Here is an 18022-nt window from a genome sequence, read left to right as displayed (position 1 = left end):
GATCATCTGCAGCGGCGCGCCCTGCACCGGGATGCGCACGCCCAGCATGTCGCCCACGGCGCTGGACCACGCCACGCTGGCGTTGACCAGCCGGAGCGCACGCACGCTGCCGCGCGAGGTGGCCAGCACGAAGCCGGCGCCATCGCCCGGCAGCGTGCGTGCGCGCCGGCTGGTCAACGCCAGCGGGGCGTGGTCCAGCGCCGTGGGCGACATGCTGGGCGTGCGCATCCCGGTGCAGGGCGCGCCGCTGCAGATGATCGTGACCGAGCCCGCGCCGCCGCTGGTCGACCATCTGATCGCCCATGCGGACCGTCACCTCAGCCTCAAGCAGGCGGCCAGTGGCGGCCTGCTCATCGGGGGCGGCTGGACAGCCGCTTTCGATCCGGCCATGCGCCTCAACCGCGCCGTGCGCGACAGCATCGAAGGCAGCCTCTGGGTTGCGCGCCATGTGCTGCCCGCCGTCGCCGGGCTGCACATGGTGCGTTGCTGGGCCGGCATGAACGTCAACATCGACGGTGCGCCGATTCTGGGTGAAGTGCCCGGCGTACCGGGCTTCTACAACGCCGTGACCTCCAACGGCTACACCCTGGCGCCCATCGCCGGCAAGCTGGTGACCGAACTGCTGGTGCATGGCGACGCGGGCATGGACCTCACGCCATTTCGCATCGACCGCTTCCTGTGACTTTCTCTCGAATGAACGAATCGACCATCACGCCCGAGGCCGCACGCACGCTGATGCGCGGCTTCATCGACGACCACTTCGACGCGCAGGTCGACATGCTTGCGGCACTGGTGCGCTGCCCGTCCGACAACCCGCCCGGCGACTGCGCGCCGCATGCCGAGCTGGCGGCGCGCCTGTACGAGGCGCAGGGCTTCACCGTCGAGCGCCACCCGGTGCCGGCCGAAGAGGCCGCGCGCCACGGCATGCGCAGCGTGGTCAACCTGATCGTCCGCGAGCACTTCGGCGAGGGCCCCGTGGTGGCCCTCAATGCACACGGCGACGTGGTACCGCCCGGTGCCGGATGGACCACCGACCCCTACGGCGGCGAGGTGCAGGACGGCTGGCTCTACGGCCGCGGCGCGGCTGTGTCCAAGTCCGACTTCACCACCTACGGCCAAGCCCTGCGCGCATTGCGCGCCGTCCATGCGGCCGGCCTGCCGCTGGGCGGCAGCGTCGAACTGCACCTGACCTACGACGAGGAAACCGGCGGCATGACGGGCCCGGGCTGGCTGCTGTCGCAGGGCCTGAGCCGGCCCGATTACGTGCTGTCGGCCGCCTTCAGCCACCATGTGGTGGTGGCCCACAACGGCTGCCTGCACCTCGAAGTGACGCTGCATGGCCTGTCGGCTCATGCGGCGCGGCCCGACACCGGCCAAGACGCCATCGAGGCCGCGGCCCATCTGCTGCCAGCGCTTTACCGGTACCGCGACAGCCTGACACGGCGGCCCTCGGCCACGCCGGGCATCACGCATCCCACCCTGGTCGTGGGACTGATCGAGGGCGGCATCAACACCAACGTGGTGGCCGACCGGCTGACGCTGCGCATCGACCGCCGCATCGTGCCCGAGGAAGTGCCCGAGCAGGTCGAGGCCGAGCTGCGCGAGGTGATCGCCAGCGCCTGCGCGGTGCTGCCCGGCATCCGAGCCGAGGTGCGGCAGATCCTGCTGGCCCGGCCCTTTGCGCCGGCGCCCGGCAGCGAAGCCTTCGTTGAACTGGTCTGCCGCGAGGCCAGCGCCGTGATGGGTCAGCCGGTCACGCCCATCGGCGTGCCGCTCTACACCGATGCGCGCCTTTATGCCGAGGCCGGCATCCCCACTGTCATGTTCGGCGCCGGGCCAAAGAGCCTGATCGAGGCCAACGGCCACCGGGCCGACGAGCGCGTGCCGCTGCACGAGCTGCGGCTGGCCACGGTGGCGGTGGCCAATGTGCTGCTGGAGCTGCTGACGCCTGCACGTGCTCGCTAAGGCGCGGGCCGGCCACACCCTGTGCATCTCGGCATCTCGTCACGGTCTCCGAGCGTCCGGCGAACGGCGCCGAAGCTGTCCTTGCCTTGCGCGGTCTCAGCCAGCGAACAGCGGCTGCAGCGCTTGGTACAGCGCGCGGAAGCGCACCTGCCGTGCGCGATGGCCCGCCAGCTGCCCCGCCTGCGGCTCGAAGCGCTGCCGCACCGGCGGCGGCACGCAGACGCGGGTTTCGTCGCCCCCATCGGCCAGCCAGGCCAGGCGCGCGGCGCCGAGGGCGCCGCCGGCCTCGCCGCCCTCGGCGAGGGTCAGCGGTACTTCCAGGATGTCGGCCAGCAACTGGGCCCACCACAGGCTGCGCGCGCCGCCGCCCACCAGGGCCAGCGCGTCGGCGGGCGGTGTGAGCGTGTCCAGGCCGTCGCGCAGGCCCAGGCTCACGCCCTCGACCACCGCATAGGCGATGTCGGCTGGGCCATGGCCGGCACCCAGCCCGAAGAGCACGCCTTGCGCATGCGGATCGTTGTGCGGCGAGCGCTCGCCGGACAGGTAGGGCAGGAACAGCGGTGCGCGGGCCCGTGCGGCCTCGTCCAGCGTCGCCGCCTGCGCCAGCAGCGCCGCCTCGTCGCCGAGGTTGAAGGCGCGCGCCGCCCAGCTGACGGCGCTGGCCGCCGACAGCATCACCGACATCTGATGCCAGCGCCCCGGCAGCGCGTGGCAGAAGGCATGCACGGCCCGCTCCGGCCGCGGCGCGAACGCGGCCCCCGCGATGAAGATGACGCCGGACGTGCCCAGCGAGACGAAGCCTTCCCCCGGCCGCACGATGCCCATGCCGACGGCGCTGGCTGCGTTGTCGCCGCCGCCGCCCGCGATGGCGACGCGCCCGCCATGGGCCGTGCCCACGCCCCAGCGCGCCGCCAGGGCCGGATCGAGCCAGGTCGAGACGGCACTGCCCTCCACCAGGCGCGGCATGTGCGCGCGGGTGAGACCCGTGGCGGCCAGCAGCGTGTCGGACCAGTCGCGCCGCGCCACGTCCAGCCACAGCGTGCCGGCGGCGTCGGACATCTCGCTCACCGCCTCGCCGCTCAGCACCAAGCGCAGCCAGTCCTTGGGCAGCAGCACCCGGGAAGTGCAGGCGAAGACGTCGGGCTCGTGTTCGCGCACCCACAGCAGCTTGGGCGCGGTGAAGCCCGGCATGGCGAGGTTGCCGGTGATCTGCGCCAGTGAAGGCACGGTCTGCATCAGCGCGTCGCACTGGTCGGCGCTGCGGCCGTCGTTCCAGAGGATCGCAGGGCGCAGCACCTCGCCCTCGGCGTCCAGCAGCACGGCGCCGTGCATCTGGCCCGACAGGCCGATGGCACGCACCTGTGCCAGCGCCCCGGCCTGCGTGGCCTGCAACTGGGCCATGACGCTATGCAGTGCATCGGCCCACTGCGCGGGCGCCTGCTCGGCCCAGAGCGGCTGCGGCCGGCTGACTGCCAGCCGCGCCCCGGCCGTGGCCACGATGCGGTGATCGTCGGCCAACAGCAGCGCCTTCAGCTCGGACGTGCCGAGGTCCAGTCCCAGATACATGCGGGGCGCTCCGTGGTCTTCTCAGTGGCTGCCGCGGAAGCGGTGGTCTGCCTGGCGGCGGAATTCGGTCGGGGTCATGCCCTTGATCTCCAGGAAGCGCCGGTTGAAGTTGGCCACGTTGTTGAAGCCCACCTGGTAGCAGATGTCGGTCACGAAATGGTCGGTCTGCATCAGCAGGTGGCAGGCGCTGTTGATGCGCACGTGGTTCACGAAGTCGGTGAAGCTGTTGCCGGTGGAGCGGCGGAAGAAGCGCGAGAAGCGCGACTCGCTCATGCCCAGCTCGGCCGCCACGTCACCGGCGCTGATGGGCTCGGCCACGTTGGCGGTGATGCGGTTGACGATGCGGTTGATCTGCTCGACCTCGGCATCGCCCTCGGCGCCCTGGATCTGCACGGTGGACAGCACCCGGTAGTCCCGGCAGTGCGCCAGATCGGCCATGAAGGCGCAGAAGTGGCTGAAGCGCTCCAGGCCGCGCGCGGCCTTGATGCGGTCCCAGTGCGTGCGGGCCTGCTCGGACATGCCGAAGAACTCCACGCCCCGGCGCGCCCGCTCCAGCAGCGGCATCAGCTCGCGCAGCTCGGGCAGATCCTCGCAGGCACGCTGCAGCGGCTCGTGCCGGAACTGGATGACCAGGTCGCGCTCGGCCACGCCGCCCTCGCCCGTCTCCAGCGACACCCAGTTGTGCGGCAGGCGCGGGCCGCACAGCACCAGATGACCCGGCTGGAAGGGCCCGATCCAGTCGCCCACGAAGGCCTTGCCCGAGGTGGCGGTGATCAGGTGCAGCTCGTACTCGTCATGGAAGTGCCAGCGCGCCAGCGGCGTCGGGTAGCCGTGGGCCAGGCAGCGCACGAGGCCCGCTTCGTCCGCGCTTTCGTAGCCCAGCGCGGGCGAGCGGCTGAAGTCGCGCTCCAGCTCGGGCTGGCGTTGGCGCGGCCGGGCGGCGCGGGCAGTGTGGGCGCGCGGGTCGGTGGCGGGACGGGGCATGGCGGTCGAGGCTTCGTGGGCAAAGGCGCGGGCTGGCGGGCGGCCGGCCGCGAGGGCCGGCGCCGGGCACCTTAGCTCATCACATTGCCACCGTCCACGTTGAGGGTCTGGGCCGTGATGTAGCGGGCCTCGTCGCTGGCCAGGAAGACGCAGGCACCGCCCAGGTCGTCCGGCCGGCCCATGCGGCCCAGCGGCACCTCCAGGCCGACCCGGCGCTTCTTCTCGCCGATGGGCAGGCCCTCGGCCTTGGCGAAGAGGCTGTCCACGTGCGCCCACATGGGCGTGTCCACCACGCCGGGCGAGATGGCGTTGACGCGGATGCCGTGCGGCGCCATGGCCAGCGCCGCGCTCTGCGTGTAGCTGATGACGGCCGCCTTGGTGGCGCAGTAGTGCGACACCAGCGCCTCGCCGCGGCGGCCGGCCTGCGAGGCCAGGTTGATGACGCTGGCGCCCTGCGTGCCGGCCTCCACCATGTGGCGCAGCACGGCCTGCATGACGAAGAACAGACCCTTGACGTTGACGGCGAAGAGGCGGTCGAAGGAGGCCTCGTCGCTGTCCAGCAGTGGTGCCAGGTCGAACACGGCGGCGTTGTTGACCAGCGTGTGCACCGGGCCGAAGCGGTCGATGGCGGCGCCCAGCAGGCGTGCGATGTCGGCGTTGCGGGTGATGTCGGCGCCGATGTAGGCGAGCGCATCCGGATGCTGCTGCATCACCGCCTGCACCGCGGCCGGGGCCGCATCGGCGCGGTCGACCAGGCTGCAGCGCGCGCCTTCGGCCAGGCAGGCTTCGGCCATTGCAAGACCGATGCCGCCGCCGGCGCCGGTGATCAGCACGTGGCGTTGGGCAAGACGTGGGGACATGGGATGACTCTCTTTCGGGTCGGGTCGTGTCAGGTCGAAGGAAGGCGCGCGCCGGCTCAGGCATGGGCATCCGCGAGGAAGCCGCGTTCCGCCTCCAGCGTGGCGTCGTGGTCCAGCAGCTGGGGGAACAGCCGCGGCGGGATCGTGATGGCGCCCACGCCCAGCGCGAGCAGGGCGAGGTAGGCCTCGCGCGAGCGCACGCTGGCCACCAGCAGGCGCAGCGCGCCGCCGGCCTGCACCACCAGCGCCTGCATGCGGGCGATCAGCGCCAGGCCGTCGACGCCGCTGTCCTCCAGGCGCCCCAGGTAGGGAGCGGCATAGGCCGCGCCGAGCAGTGCCGCGAAGTGCGCCTGCTCCGGCGCATAGACGGCGGTGTAGGTGACGGGATGGCCCGCGGCGGCGAGCTGTGCGCCCGTGCGCAGGCCCTCGCGCGTGGCCGGGATCTTGACCACCAGCTCGCCCGGCGCGAACTGCGCGAGCAGCGCGTGCGCGTCCTCCAGCATGCCGGGCGCGTCGGCGGCCTGCACCTGGGCCTGTACTTGCCGGGCGCCCAGCGCCAGGCATTCGTGCAGCAGCGCGGGCAGCGCCGCGCGCGAGACGCCGGCACGCCGCAGCAGCGTGGGATTGGTGGTCACGCCATGAACCACGGGGTGCGGCAAGCAGGCGCGCAGCTCGCCCAGGTCGGCGCTGTCGAGGTAGAGGTGGAAGCCGGGGGACGTCGTCATGGGAAGGTGAATCGGCAGAGGTTTCACGACGCCTGCATCAGCAGCGCATCGACTTCGGCGCGCATCGGTGGGTTGGCGCCTTCGCGGGTGCAGTTGAGGGCCGCGGCCGCACCGGCGAAGCGCAGCACAGCGAGCCAGCCAGCGGCGGGCAGCGCGGCGAGGGCATCAGCGGTGTCGACCTCGCGCTCCAGCAGCGCCACCAGCAGACCGGCTGCGAAGGTGTCGCCGGCGCCGATGGTGTCGGCCACGTGCACCGGTGGCGGGCGCAGCGCGAGCGGCTCGGCACCGGGCCGGAACAGCGTGGCGCCCTCCCCGCCCCGGGTGATGACCACCGCCTTCGGGCCATGGCCCAGGCAGTCGGCGGCCAGCTCGGCCAGCGGGCGGTCGGGCGCCAGCAACTGGGCGTCCTCGTCGCTCATCTTGACCAGGTCGGCCGCGGCCAGCCAGCGCGCGCAGCGTTGCCGCCAGGCGTCCAGGTCGGGGATCAGGCTGGGCCGTGCATTGGGGTCGAACAGCACCATGCGCCGGCCACGCTGCGCCTCGACGAATTCGGTGATGCGGCTGGCCGCGGGCTCCTGCAGCAGCGAGATGGAGCCGAACTGCAGCCAGCGGCAGTCCGCAGGCAGCCCGGGCAGCTCGGCCGGCGTCCACAGGGTGTCGGCCGTGCCCTGCGTATAGAAGGCGTAGCGGTTGCTGGTGGGCGTGCGCTCGACGAAGGCCAGTGTGCTGGGCGCATCGCTGCGCAGGACGAAGCGGGTGTCGATGCCATTGGCCTGCAGATGGGCCAGCAGCCTATCGCCGAACAGGTCCGTAGAGAGTTGGGTGACGAAGCCCGTGGGCATGCCCAGCCGGGCGCAGGCCACGGCGCTGTTGGTGGGGGCGCCGCCCACATGGCCCTGGAAGGCCAGTTCGCCGGCGGCGGTGAAGTCGATCAGCGATTCGCCGACAAAGGCGATGCGCATCGGCGCGTCCATGTTCAGCGTCCGTGCTGGGCCAGGAACAGCGCCACGCGGTCGCTCGCACGGCGCACGGCAGACACCAGCCGCTCGTCGCCCGCCAGCTCACCCCACAGGCCCGCGTCGGCGCACAGGGCGGCCACCGGGTCGGGTGCGGCGCAGATGGCGTGGGCGACCGCCGGGTCCATGCCCTGGTCCTGGTAGGCATAGGGCAGCGTGCCCTGGTGCCAGCGCTGCAGAAAGGCCAGGAACAGCGCCGGCAACATGGCCACGCTGCCGATGCCGGCGCCCGCGGCCAGGCGTTCGCGCACCGTCGGCGCGATGAAGCCGGGAATCTTCGAGAAGCCGTCGGCCGACACGCGCTGGTTGGTGTCGCGGATCGCCGGGTTGGAGAAGCGCTCCAGGACCACGTCGCGGTAGCGCGGCAGGTCGACCGGGCTGGCGCCCTCGCGCGTCAGGCAGGGGATCACGTCCTCGGTGACGTAGTCATGGGCCATCTGCCGGATGGCCGGCGTGAGCGTGCCCTCGTGGATGAACTGCAGGCCCAGCAGCGTGCCCGCCCAGGCGATGCAGCTGTGGCTGGCGTTGAGGATGCGGATCTTGGCTTCCTCATACGGCTGCACCGACGCCACCAGCTCCACGCCCACGGTCTCCCAGGCCGGCCGGCCGGCAATGAAGTCGTCCTCGATCACCCACTGGATGAAGGACTCGCCGGTGACCGGCGCCGCATCGTCCCAGCCGGTGGCGCGGCGCACCCGCTCGCGCAGCTCCGGCGGCGGGCGCGGCGTGATGCGGTCCACCATGGCGTTGGGGCAGGTGGTGTGGGCCTGGGTCCAGGCCAGCAGGGGCGCATCGCCGATGCGTTCGATGAATTCGAGCAGCCCGGCGCGGAAGCGCTCGCCGTTGTGACGCAGGTTGTCGCAGTTGAGCAGCGTGAGCGGGCCGGCACCGTTGGCCATGCGCGCGCGCAGGATGGCGGTGACGGCGCCGTAGATCGTCTCGCCGGCTTCGCCCAGCCTGGCCCGCGCGAGGTCGGCGGCCAGGTCGTCGAAGCCCAGGTCGAGCCGGTGCCCCGCATCCAGGTAGTAGCCGGCCTCGGTCACGGTGAAGGACACGATGCGCGTCGCCGGGTCGGCGCCGCGCGCCACCATGGCCGCCTGGCCGGGCGTGTAGGGGATCACCTCACGGATCGATTCGATGCGCGCGTAGCGGGATTCGCCGGCAGGCGACACCGTCTCCAGCGTGTAGGCGCCGCCCTGGGCCTGCAGGGCGGCGATCACGTCGGCCATGTCGGGGCGCAGGTTGGCGCCGGCCAGCGTCCAGCGGCGGTCGCCGCGGTCGTGCAGCGCCTGCAGGTAGACGGCCTGGTGGGCCCGGTGGAAGGAGCCCAGGCCGAGGTGGAGCACCACCAGGCCAGCACCTTCGGCCACGGAAGAAGAATTCACGACAAGGTTCTCCGTCAAAGGAATCAGGCGGTTGCGAGAGCCTGGCCCTCGCGGCTGAAGAGGTGGAGCACGGCCGGGTCGATCTCGACGCCCACGGCGTCGCCGGCCTGCAGCGCGGTGCGCTCGTTCTGGCGGGCGATCATGGTCACGCCGTCGACGTCGACATGGATCAGCGTGTCGGCGCCCAGCGCCTCGACCAGGCCCACGCGGCCCGGCATGCCGGCGCCGACGCCCGGGTGCACGCGCACGCCCTCGGGCCGCACGCCGAGGAAGCCATCGGCCGGTAGCCGGCCACCCGTCAGCTGCGCCACGGCGGGCAGCGACTGGGCGGGCAGCATGTTCATGGAGGGCATGCCGATGAACTGGGCCACGAACTGGTTGGCCGGGCGGTCGTAGAGCTGCAGCGGCGATCCGACCTGCTCGATCAGGCCGTCCTTGAGCACCACCACCTTGTCGGCCAGGGTCATGGCCTCGACCTGGTCATGCGTGACGTAGATGGTGGTGGCGCCCAGCGACTCGTGCAGCTTCTTGATCTCGACCCGCGTGTTGCCGCGCAGCGCCGCGTCCAGGTTGGACAGCGGCTCGTCGAACAGGAACACCTTGGGCGCACGCACGATGGCGCGGCCGATGGCCACGCGCTGGCGCTGGCCGCCCGACAGCTCCCGCGGCGTGCGCTGCAGGTACTTGGACAGGTTGAGCTTCTCGGCCGCCGCCTCCACCTTGCGGCGGATCTCGTCCGCCGGCACCTTGGCCAGCTTGAGCGCGAAGGACATGTTGTCGTACACGCTCATGTGCGGATAGAGCGCATAGCTCTGGAACACCATGGCGAGGTCGCGCTTGCCGGGCGGTGCATAGGTGATGTCGCGGCCGTCCAGCAGCATCTGACCGCTGCTGATCGGCTCCAGCCCGGAAATGAGCCGCAGCAGCGTCGACTTGCCGCAGCCCGAGGGTCCGACGAAGACGATGAACTCGCCTTTCTCGATGGACAGGTCGACGCCGCGGATGATGTCCGTCTCGCCGAAGCGCTTGCGGATGTTCTTGAGTTCGAGGAAGGCCATGAGGTTGTCCCCTGCTTCTTGTTACTTGACCGCGCCGAAGGTGAGGCCTTGGACGAGTTGCTTCTGCGAGAACCAGCCGAACACCACGATGGGCGCGATGGCCATCAGCGAGGCGGCCGACAGCTTGGCCCAGAACAGGCCCTCAGGGCTGGAGTACGAGGCGATCAGCGTGGCCAGCGTGCCGGCCTTGGCCGAGCTGAGGTTGAGCGCCCAGAAGGCCTCGTTCCAGCTGAGCACCAGGCACAGCAGCCCGCAGGAGGCCAGGCCGCCCACCGACAGCGGCATCACCACGTGCCGGAACTCGGTCCACAGCGTGGCGCCGTCCATGCGCGCGGCCTCCAGGATCTCGCCGGGGATGTCCTTGAGGCTCGTGTAGAGCATCCAGACCATGATGGGCAGGTTGGACAGCATGAACACGATCGTCAGCGCCGGCAGCGTGTCGAGCATGCCGGCGGTCTGCGCCAGCACGTAGATGGGCACCAGCGCGCCCACGGCCGGCATCATCTTGGTGGACAGCATCCACATGAGGATGTCGCGCGTTCGCCGGGTGCGGAAGAAGGCCATCGAATAGGCCGCCGGCAGCGCGATGGCCAGGCCGATCAGCGTCGAGGCCACGCTGGTGACGAGCGAGTTGCGGGCATACAGCAGGTAGTCGCTGCGGCGCTGGACCTCGGCGAAGTTGTCCAGCGTGGGCGTGAAGACGAACAGTGGCGGCACCGCGATGGCCTGCAGCTCGGTCTTGAAGGCGGTGAGGAACAGCCAGCCCAGCGGAAGGAAAAGCAGCAGCGCGAGGGCCCAGGCGGCCACCGTGCGCAGCAGCAGCGGCAGCCGGGTGATGGGCGGTTTGGCGTGGGACATGTGGCGGCCCTTTCAGTCCAGGTTCTTGCCGATGATGCGGATCAGGAAGGCCGCGACGATGTTGGCCAGGATCACCGCGAACAACGCGCCGGCCGAGGCCACGCCGACGTCGAAGTTCATCAGCGACTGCTTGAAGATCAGGTAGGTGAGGTTGGTGCTGGCATTGCCCGGGCCGCCGTTGGTGGTGATGGCGATCTCGGCGAACACCGACAGCAGGAAGATCATCTCGATCATCACGACCACCGCCATGGGCCGGGCCAAGTGCGGCAGCGTCAGGTAGAAGAAGCGCTGCGTGGCGCTGGCACCGTCCATGCGCGCGGCCTCCATCTGCTCGCGGTCCAGCGACTGCAAGGCGGTGATGAAGATCAGGCAGGCGAAGGGCAGCCACTGCCAGCCCACCATGACGATCACCGACAGCAGCGGCCAGTCGGTGAGCCAGTCCACCGGCTGCGCACCGAACACGCGCCAGACGTCGGCCAGGATGCCGTAGATGGGGTTCATCATCATGTGCTTCCACAGCAGGGCGTTGACCGCCGGCATGACGAAGAAAGGCGAGATCAGCAGCACACGCACGATGCCGCGGCCCGGAAAAGGCTCGTTGACCAGCAGCGCCAGCAGCGTGCCCAGCACCACGGTGCCGATGACCACGCTGCCGATCAAGAGCAGCGTGTTGCCCACCGCCGGCCAGAAGTCGGGGTCGGTGACGAAGTACTGGAAGTTGTCGAGTCCCGCGAAGCTGCGCTCGCCAGGCTGCATCAGGTTGTAGTTGACGAACGAGAAGTACAGCGTCATCAACAGCGGCACGATCATCCAGAGGAAGAGCGCGATCACGGCGGGCGCCATCAGCGCCCTGGGCAGCAGTCGGTTCATGGCAGGCGGGACTCCGGCAGGCGCAGGGGCAGGCAATCAGGCAGAAGCACGGGGGCGCGCGCTCCCTGCCCGGTCGTGAGCAGGGCGCACGCGCATCCGGCTCACTTGTAGTAGCCGCCCTTCTTCATCTCGCGCTCGGCCAGGGTCTGCGAGGTCTTGAGCGCCTGATCGACCGGGGTCTTGCCCGCCAGGGCCGCGCTCATCTGCTGGCCCACGCCCACGCCGATGGCCTGGAACTCGGGGATGGCCGCGTACTGCACGCCGGCATAGGGCGACTTGGGCAGCGTGTTCTCGCCCGGGTTCGGGTTGGCCGAGTCGATGGCCTTCTTCTCGGCGGCGGCGAAGCGCGCCACCTTCTGGAACTCGGGGTTGGCGTAGGTCGACTTGCGCGTGCCGGTGGGCACGGCGTTCCAGCCCTGCTCCTTCGCCACCAGCTGGATGTAGTCCTTGGAGGTCGCCCAGCGGATGAACTTCTGGGCGGCTTCGTCTTTGGTCGAGCTGGCCGGGATGGCCAGGTTCCACGACCACAGCCAGTTCGCGCCCTTGGGCGTGACGGCCACCGGTGCCTGGGCGAAGGCGACCTTGTCGGCCACCTTCGACTGCTTGGGGTCGGAGATGAAGGATGCAGCGATGGTCGCATCGACCCATTGCGCGCACTTGCCTTCGCTGAACAGCGCCAGGTTCTCGTTGAAGCTGTTGGCGGCGGCGCCGGGAGGGCCGGCCTTCTTCATCAGGTCGACGTAGAAGCCGATGGCGTCCTTCCAGGGCTTGGTGTCGATCTGCGGCTTCCACTGCATGTCGAACCACTGGCCGCCGTTGGTGTTGACCAGCGTGGTCAGGAAGGCCATGTTGTCGCCCCAGCCGGGCTTTCCGCGCAGGCACATGCCGTAGACGCCGGCCTTGGGGTCGGTGGCCTTCTCGGCGAAGTCCTTGACCTCGGCCCAGGTCGGTGGGTCGCTGAACTTCACGCCGGCCTTGTCGGCCAGGTCCTTGCGGTACATGAGCATCGAGCTCTCGCCGTAGAAGGGCGCGGCGTAGAGCTTGCCTTCGTACGACAGGCCGCTGCGGATGGCGGGCAGCAGGTCGTCCACGTCATAGGCGGCGTCGGTGGCGATGGGCTTGAGCCAGCCCTTCTTGGACCAGATCGGCGCTTCGTACAGGCCGATGGTCATCACATCGAACTGGCCGCCCTTGGTGGCGATGTCGGTCGTCACGCGCTGGCGCAGCGTGCCCTCTTCCAGGGTGACCCACTTGACCTTGATGTCGGGGTTGGCCTTCTCGAAGAAGGGCGTGAGCTTCTGCATCTCGATCATGTGGCCGTTGTTCACGGTGGCGATGACGAGTTCGGTGGCGGCCTGGGCCGCGAGGCCGGCGGCGGCAAGCGCGAGCACAAGGCCCGCCTGGGCAAAACGCTTCATGGTGTCTCCTCGGTTGGTTCCACGACCGGTGGTCGCTGGGCCTCGATTCTGAGGAGGTTGTCTTGCGCGACCTGTACCTTCAATGCCGCGTCCAATACTTTTTTGCATCAGGGGCTCGGTGAAATCCCGGGTGGAGGCAAGAGCGGATGTGCCGCGGCGCAGGGTCCGGTGCGTATGATCTCCCCCGGCGTGCAAGACGCCGCCGGGTCCGCGGGAAGGGTTCAACCCACTTGGCTTCGATCAGGGCGCCCATCGTGGCGCCCTTCTTTCATCTGCCCACCTCGGGTGCAGCCGGTTTTGCGGGCCATCGGCGATCCATGCACGGAGGTGTCCATGAAATCCCTTCCCCCTCGTCCCGACATCGGGTATCTGAAGAAGCAGGCCAAGGCGCTGCTGGCGGCAGTCCGGCAGGCCGATCCCACGGCACTCGAACGGTTTCGGGCCGCATTGCCGGCCGCCCGCGGCAAAAGCGATGCCGTCCTCGCGGCGCAGGAACTGCGGCTGCACGACGCGCAGTCCTGTCTGGCGCGCGAGCATGGCTTCGATGGATGGGCTGACCTGCTGCATTTCGTGCAGGCTCGGCGGGCGCAGGCGGACGATCCGCAGGTGGTGCGGCTGCGCTGGCTTCGGCTGGTCTACGACGGCGACCTGGCTGGCGGCAACCAGGCTCGCCGGCCCGCAGTGGCCGCACGGCTGTTGACCGAAGACCCCGCCCTCGCGCCCGCTGGCGACCCCTGGCTGGCCTGCGCCATCGGCGACGTGGCCATGCTGCGCGCCGCCACGCAACGCGATGCGGGCTGGGTCCACCGGCCAGGCGGACCACTGATGCTGCCGCCGCTGCTGGCCGTCACCCATTCGGGGCTTCTGGACGTGCCTGGATTCGCGGACGGCCTGCGCGCCTGCGCGGCGCTGCTGCTCGCGGCCGGCGCATCGCCCGATCAGTCGGTCGGCAGCCGCTGGTCGCCGGCATCCCTGGACTCACCCGACGTCGCGCAGCCGCTGTCGGCGCTCTACGGCGCGGCGGGCAAGGCCCATGACCCGGAACTGACAACACTGCTGCTCGCGGCCGGTGCGCAGGCCGACGACGGCGAATCGCTCTACCACGCACTGGAGTCGCCCGCCTGCACCGAGCTGCTGTTGGGTGCTGGCGCCCGCATCGGCGGCACCCACGCGCTCTACCGCTCGCTGGACCTGGACGACCCGGCTGCGCTGCGCCTGTTGCTGGCACATGGTGCCGATCCGAACGAGGCGCCATCGGGTCCGCCCGCTGCAGACTGGGGCTCGCCGTTGCTGTGGGCCATCCGCCGTCGCTGTTCGATCGCACACATCGCGGCGCTGCTCGCCGCCGGTGCGAAGGCGGACGTGTGCACGCCCGATGGTGTGCCGGCCCGCACGCTGGCCCTGCGCTTCGGCCTGACGGAAGTGGCGGCGCTGCTTCCTGCGCCGGCCGTCGATGAACGGTCCCTGGCGGTCGAAGCGCCGCTGCCTGAAAACACCGATCGCGTCGACGCCTTCGTGGCTGCCTGCGCGCGGGGCGACCTGGACGCCGCGCGCGCCTTGCAGGCGGATGACCCGCGCCTGGCCGATGCGCTGGATGGTGGGCAACAGCGCCTGCTGCCCGAACTCGCGGCTGCCGGCTGCGACGCGGCGGTGCGTGCCATGGTGGCTTGCGGCTGGCCGTTGGAAGTGCGCGGCGGCGACATCGACGGCACGGCCCTCAACCAGGCGCTCTTTCGCGGTGACGCCGCGCTTGTGCGCTTCCTGCTCGCGCGGGGCGCAGATTGGCGCACACCGCATGGCTTCGGCGACGACGCGCGCGGCACGCTGTCCTGGGCCTCGCTCAACCGGCCGGTGCAGGGCGGCGACTGGTGCGCCTGCGCACAGGCCCTGCTGGACCATGGCCTGCCGCCCGCCCGGCCAGATCCAGCCGGCTCGGACGCCGTCCTCATCGAAGGCCGGCCCTATCGCTTCGAGGAGGAGGTGGCGCAGGTGCTCAGCCAGGCGTCGGCAGGCAGCGCACCATGACCGTCGAGCGCACGGCGACCTCGGCCACGTCGGGCACCGACATGGGCGGCAGCCGGTTGCCGGCGGGCCGCCATGTGACCTTCTGCGCGTCCAGGAAGCTGCGCAGCGTCTGCGCCGACAGGGCGAAGTTGACGTTCTGCGGAATGTCGCCAAGCACCGCCGCGGCACGCATCGCGTTGAGGCGGCTGACCACCACGCCCACCACGCGACCGCCAGCGTCCAGCACCGGTCCGCCGCTGTTGCCCGACTGCACCGGCGCGGACATCTGGAAGACCCGGCTGTCGCCGCGGACGCCGGCCAGCGCGGTCACGCTGCCCGTGGTGACCTGGTGTCCCTGCGCCAGCAGCCCGGGTAGCGGAAAGCCCACCACCACCAGCGACTCGCCCAGGCGCAGCGGCTCGGTGGACAGGGGAAGCCACTCGGCCTGAGGCGCGATGTCGATGAGTGCCAGATCGGCGGTGGCGTCCATCGGTCCCAGCCGCGCCGGGCCGCGGCCGGCGATCTCCACGCCCGCGCAGCCGTTGACCACATGCGCATTGGTCACCACCTGTGTGGCCGAGACGAAGAAGCCCGAGCCGGTGCGCGTGGAGGTCGGCCGCGTCGCCGGCGCCGCGCCCGCCGCGGCCGGCGCCGTTGCCGTGCCGCGCAGGTAGGGCGTCGGATCGACTGTCTTGCTGGCCACGCGCACTTCGAAGTGCAGCTTCACCCGGTCGGCCTCGGAACTGCCCAGGTCCGCGATGCGCTGGCCACGCGCGACGCTGTCGCCCACCCGAACGAGCAGGCGCTCGTTGTGGGCATAGGTGGTCAGCAGCGTTTCGGCGTGCTGGAGGATGACGAGGTTGCCCGTGCCGCGCGGCCCGGGGCCCGCATAGAGCACGCGGCCGGCCGCCGCGGCCAGCACCGGATCACCGCGGTTGCCGCCGAAGTCCAGGCCCCGGTTGCGGTTGCCGTCGTAGCCCGCGATCACCGGTCCGGCCGTGGGGCGCAGCAGGGCGACGCCGGCCTGTGCCGCTTCGCTGCCCGGCGCACCGCTCGCCGGCCCGGTCCCGGAGCAGGCGGCCAGCAGGGCGGCGGCCAGCACGGCGGCCAGACAGGACTGTCGACGAAATGTGAACCTCATGCGCGGATGGTAGTCAGCGCGCGCGCCGACGGCGCAGGACCGCGTCGGTGGCGCTGGGTCCGCCGAGCCGGCACTCCTGGTCGAAGGCGTGGCGCTGGTGGTCCTGGATGCGCAGATGCGTGACGAAGCTGCAGAGGGGCAAGGGCGCGGATCAGGGCGCCGGGTCGGCGCCGCCCGTGAGCGCCTTGCGCTCCCGCCATGCCGCCTGCACGAACGGGTCGGTCACCGCGTAGACGCCATGGCCCTTGCGGATGATGAGGTTGGCGTCCCGCAGCTCGTCGGCCACGCGCTGCACCTGGTCGGCCGTCACCTCGCGGGCGAGCTGGGCGGTGTAGTCGGCCAGGGCCTGGGCGCCGAACAGGCCGGTGGCATCGCCCTCCGTGCGGGCGACGCGGTCGAACACGGCGCCGGCCAGCGTGCCCAGGTCTTCCACCTTGCGCAGCTCCACGTCGGCCGCTGCCGTCTTGAGCGTCGCGGCGATGACGGGCAGGAAGCGGTCGGCCTCGGCCGGGTCTTCCTGCTGCAGCTGGCGCAGGGCACGGATCAGCTCTTCCGGGCGCCGGCCCAGGGTGTCGAAGGCCTCGACGGCCACGGCCAGACTGGGCTGGACGCGGGCGCCTTCCAGCGCGATGCCGTCCAGCACATGGGCCACGTAGTCGCCGTCCAGCGTGGGGTAGTCGACCGAGGTGGCGCCCGCGAAGGCATGCTTGCCCTGCAGCGTCATGCCCACCACCTGGGCACGGTGCGAGCCCGTGCCGATGAAGATGAAGTGGCCGGCTGTGGCGGGCCGCGGATTGATCGCGTCGCGCGCCGCCTTGATGGCCAGCAGCATCTGCGCGCCGTCCTCGCCCGCCAGCGCCTGCTGGACCTCGTCGACGATCAGCACGACGTCGGTCCGGGCCTTGTCCACCACCTCGGTCAGCGCGTCCGCCAGCGTCACGCCGCCCTTGGCGCCCACCTCGTTCAACTGGAAGCCGAACTTGAAGCCGGCAGCGCCGACATCCAGCCCTTTGAGGCGTTTCAGCCGTGTGAGAACGCCCGACCCCGGCGCCTGCAACTCGGCCAGTGCGCGCTGGATGGCGGTGTGGATGAGGGTGGCGGGGTTGGCCCGCGTGTCGGTCCACAGGTCCACATAGATGACGATGGCGCCCAACGCCTCCAGTGCGGGGATCAGGTCCTGTCGCAGAAAGGTGGTCTTGCCGGTGCGGCGCAGCCCGGACAGGAACAGTCCGGACCGCAACCCTTGGTCGAGCAAACCGGGTCGCAGGAGCTGCCGCGCCATCTGTTCGGCCAGGGCGGTGCGGTGGAACAACATCATTTCGGTGATTTTATCTGTACAGACTAATTATTCGAATCGGCTAAATCGGCCGAAACGACGACAGCGCTTGGGGAATCCGTGGTCCGCTGTTTCAGCACCGGCACAAAAAGGCGCTGTGCAGGCCGTCTCCCACACCCGTCTTCGCTCCGTCCGGACGGCAGCCGCGCTGTCACGGCATCGAAGGTTCGCATCAGACCGGTCGAGAGGCGGCCGGTCCCATGTGACCCACGATGAAAGGAAAAGTCACCATGAAGCAACGACAACAACAACGATCGCATCGTCTCCTCGCCTGCGCCCTGCTGGGCGGACTGCTGGCCGTTGGCGGCTATGCACAGGCCCAGGGCGTCGGCGTCGGCGTGGGCGTCAATGCTGACGTGAATGCGGCCAGGTCGGCTGCGGGCCAGCGTGCAGGCGCGGGCGTATCCACCGGCACCACTGCGGGCGTGAATGCCGGCGCCACCCACAACGGCGCGCATGCCGCGGGCAACGGCAGTGCCCGTGCAGGCGGGAGCGCCGGTGCGAATGCGGCCGGCTCCGGCAGCGCCACTGGAGGCGTGGGCAACGCACTGGGCGGCGTGCTGGGCGGAGCGACCGGCGCTGTCGGCAATGCCCCCAACGCGGTAGGCGGCGTCGCCAACACCGTCGGCGGTGCGGCCAATACGGCCACCGGGGCGGCGAATGGCGCCGCCACCTCCGCGGGGGGCATGGCGGGCGGCTTGAGCAACACGGTGGGCGGATCTCTACGGGGAGCCACCGGCGCCGCAGGCGCGGCCGGCGGTGCACTCAAGGCACCGGGCGCGGCGGTGAACGGCAGCGGCAATGCGCAGGGTTCCGGTGCGCTGAACCTGCAGAAG

The 18022-nt window shown here is 70.7% G+C and carries 18 protein-coding genes; 4 read left to right on the top strand and 14 right to left on the bottom strand.

The features are described from left to right. The coding region (locus QZ772_RS05805) for a hypothetical protein (RefSeq protein ID WP_295523961.1) at positions 1-228 on the bottom strand (228 nt) is incomplete at its 3' end. On the opposite strand from QZ772_RS05805, the gene QZ772_RS05800 reads away from it, so the two are divergent. Then, positions 203-682: an FAD-dependent oxidoreductase gene (locus QZ772_RS05800; RefSeq protein WP_295523959.1), complete on the top strand. Its 480-nt coding sequence runs from the start codon at positions 203-205 to the stop codon at positions 680-682. The genes QZ772_RS05805 and QZ772_RS05800 overlap by 26 nt on opposite strands. A gap of 11 nt (positions 683-693) precedes the next feature. Further along, positions 694-1965: a M20/M25/M40 family metallo-hydrolase gene (locus QZ772_RS05795; RefSeq protein ID WP_295523957.1), complete on the top strand. Its 1272-nt coding sequence runs from the start codon at positions 694-696 to the stop codon at positions 1963-1965. A gap of 96 nt (positions 1966-2061) precedes the next feature. On the opposite strand, the gene xylB is transcribed toward QZ772_RS05795, so the two are convergent. The 10 genes from xylB to QZ772_RS05745 all read right to left on the bottom strand — a co-directional run bounded on the left by xylB (position 2062) and on the right by QZ772_RS05745 (position 12705). Continuing rightward, positions 2062-3531 (bottom strand): xylulokinase, encoded by a 1470-nt coding sequence (gene xylB / locus QZ772_RS05790; RefSeq protein ID WP_295523955.1) that lies wholly within the window; start codon positions 3529-3531, stop codon positions 2062-2064. 21 nt (positions 3532-3552) lie between these two features. Continuing rightward, positions 3553-4515: an AraC family transcriptional regulator gene (locus tag QZ772_RS05785; protein WP_295523953.1), complete on the bottom strand. Its 963-nt coding sequence runs from the start codon at positions 4513-4515 to the stop codon at positions 3553-3555. A 71-nt stretch (positions 4516-4586) separates the two neighbouring features. Continuing rightward, positions 4587-5375, bottom strand: a complete 789-nt coding sequence (locus QZ772_RS05780) for an L-iditol 2-dehydrogenase (protein ID WP_295523951.1) — start codon at positions 5373-5375, stop codon at positions 4587-4589. 56 nt (positions 5376-5431) lie between these two features. Continuing rightward, positions 5432-6100, bottom strand: a complete 669-nt coding sequence (locus QZ772_RS05775) for a transaldolase family protein (protein ID WP_295523949.1) — start codon at positions 6098-6100, stop codon at positions 5432-5434. A gap of 23 nt (positions 6101-6123) precedes the next feature. Further along, entirely contained in the window at positions 6124-7062 is a 939-nt protein-coding gene (locus QZ772_RS05770) for a carbohydrate kinase (protein WP_295523947.1), read from the bottom strand. Between the two features lie 14 nt (positions 7063-7076). Next, positions 7077-8462 (bottom strand): D-arabinitol 4-dehydrogenase, encoded by a 1386-nt coding sequence (dalD, locus tag QZ772_RS05765; RefSeq protein WP_295523963.1) that lies wholly within the window; start codon positions 8460-8462, stop codon positions 7077-7079. Positions 8463-8524: 62 nt separating this feature from the next. Continuing rightward, positions 8525-9559: an ABC transporter ATP-binding protein gene (locus QZ772_RS05760; protein WP_295523945.1), complete on the bottom strand. Its 1035-nt coding sequence runs from the start codon at positions 9557-9559 to the stop codon at positions 8525-8527. Positions 9560-9580: 21 nt separating this feature from the next. Then, positions 9581-10417, bottom strand: a complete 837-nt coding sequence (locus QZ772_RS05755; protein WP_295523943.1) for a carbohydrate ABC transporter permease — start codon at positions 10415-10417, stop codon at positions 9581-9583. Between the two features lie 12 nt (positions 10418-10429). Further along, positions 10430-11287: a carbohydrate ABC transporter permease gene (locus tag QZ772_RS05750; protein WP_295523942.1), complete on the bottom strand. Its 858-nt coding sequence runs from the start codon at positions 11285-11287 to the stop codon at positions 10430-10432. A 101-nt stretch (positions 11288-11388) separates the two neighbouring features. After that, a complete protein-coding gene (locus QZ772_RS05745; protein WP_295523940.1) occupies positions 11389-12705 on the bottom strand; it encodes a sugar ABC transporter substrate-binding protein in 1317 nt (438 codons plus the stop codon). 333 nt (positions 12706-13038) lie between these two features. On the opposite strand from QZ772_RS05745, the gene QZ772_RS05740 reads away from it, so the two are divergent. After that, positions 13039-14730 carry a hypothetical protein gene (locus QZ772_RS05740; protein WP_295523938.1) on the top strand — a complete coding sequence of 564 codons (1692 nt, stop codon included), beginning with the start codon at positions 13039-13041 and terminating at the stop codon, positions 14728-14730. Here QZ772_RS05740 and QZ772_RS05735 read toward each other — a convergent pair. From QZ772_RS05735 to QZ772_RS05725, 3 genes are read right to left on the bottom strand one after another with little or no spacing between them, the layout of a single operon-like run. Next, positions 14699-15850, bottom strand: coding sequence for a peptidoglycan DD-metalloendopeptidase family protein (locus QZ772_RS05735; protein WP_295523937.1), 1152 nt, complete (start codon positions 15848-15850; stop codon positions 14699-14701). The genes QZ772_RS05740 and QZ772_RS05735 overlap by 32 nt on opposite strands. A 13-nt stretch (positions 15851-15863) precedes the next feature. Continuing rightward, the gene (locus QZ772_RS05730; protein WP_295523935.1) at positions 15864-15992 is read right to left on the bottom strand and encodes a hypothetical protein; all 129 of its coding nucleotides are present in this window, start codon (positions 15990-15992) and stop codon (positions 15864-15866) included. Positions 15993-16001: 9 nt separating this feature from the next. Further along, positions 16002-17168: an AAA family ATPase gene (locus QZ772_RS05725; RefSeq protein WP_295523933.1), complete on the bottom strand. Its 1167-nt coding sequence runs from the start codon at positions 17166-17168 to the stop codon at positions 16002-16004. Positions 17169-17416: 248 nt separating this feature from the next. On the opposite strand from QZ772_RS05725, the gene QZ772_RS05720 reads away from it, so the two are divergent. Continuing rightward, positions 17417-18022 (top strand): hypothetical protein (locus tag QZ772_RS05720; RefSeq protein WP_295523931.1); only part of this gene is annotated, 606 nt, incomplete at its 3' end.

Origin of the sequence: uncultured Pseudacidovorax sp., from assembly GCF_913773995.1 — a bacterium.
GTDB lineage: Bacteria > Pseudomonadota > Gammaproteobacteria > Burkholderiales > Burkholderiaceae_C > Xenophilus.
Note: the sequence above shows the minus strand (reverse complement) of the source record. Positions and strands in the feature narration are given on the sequence as shown.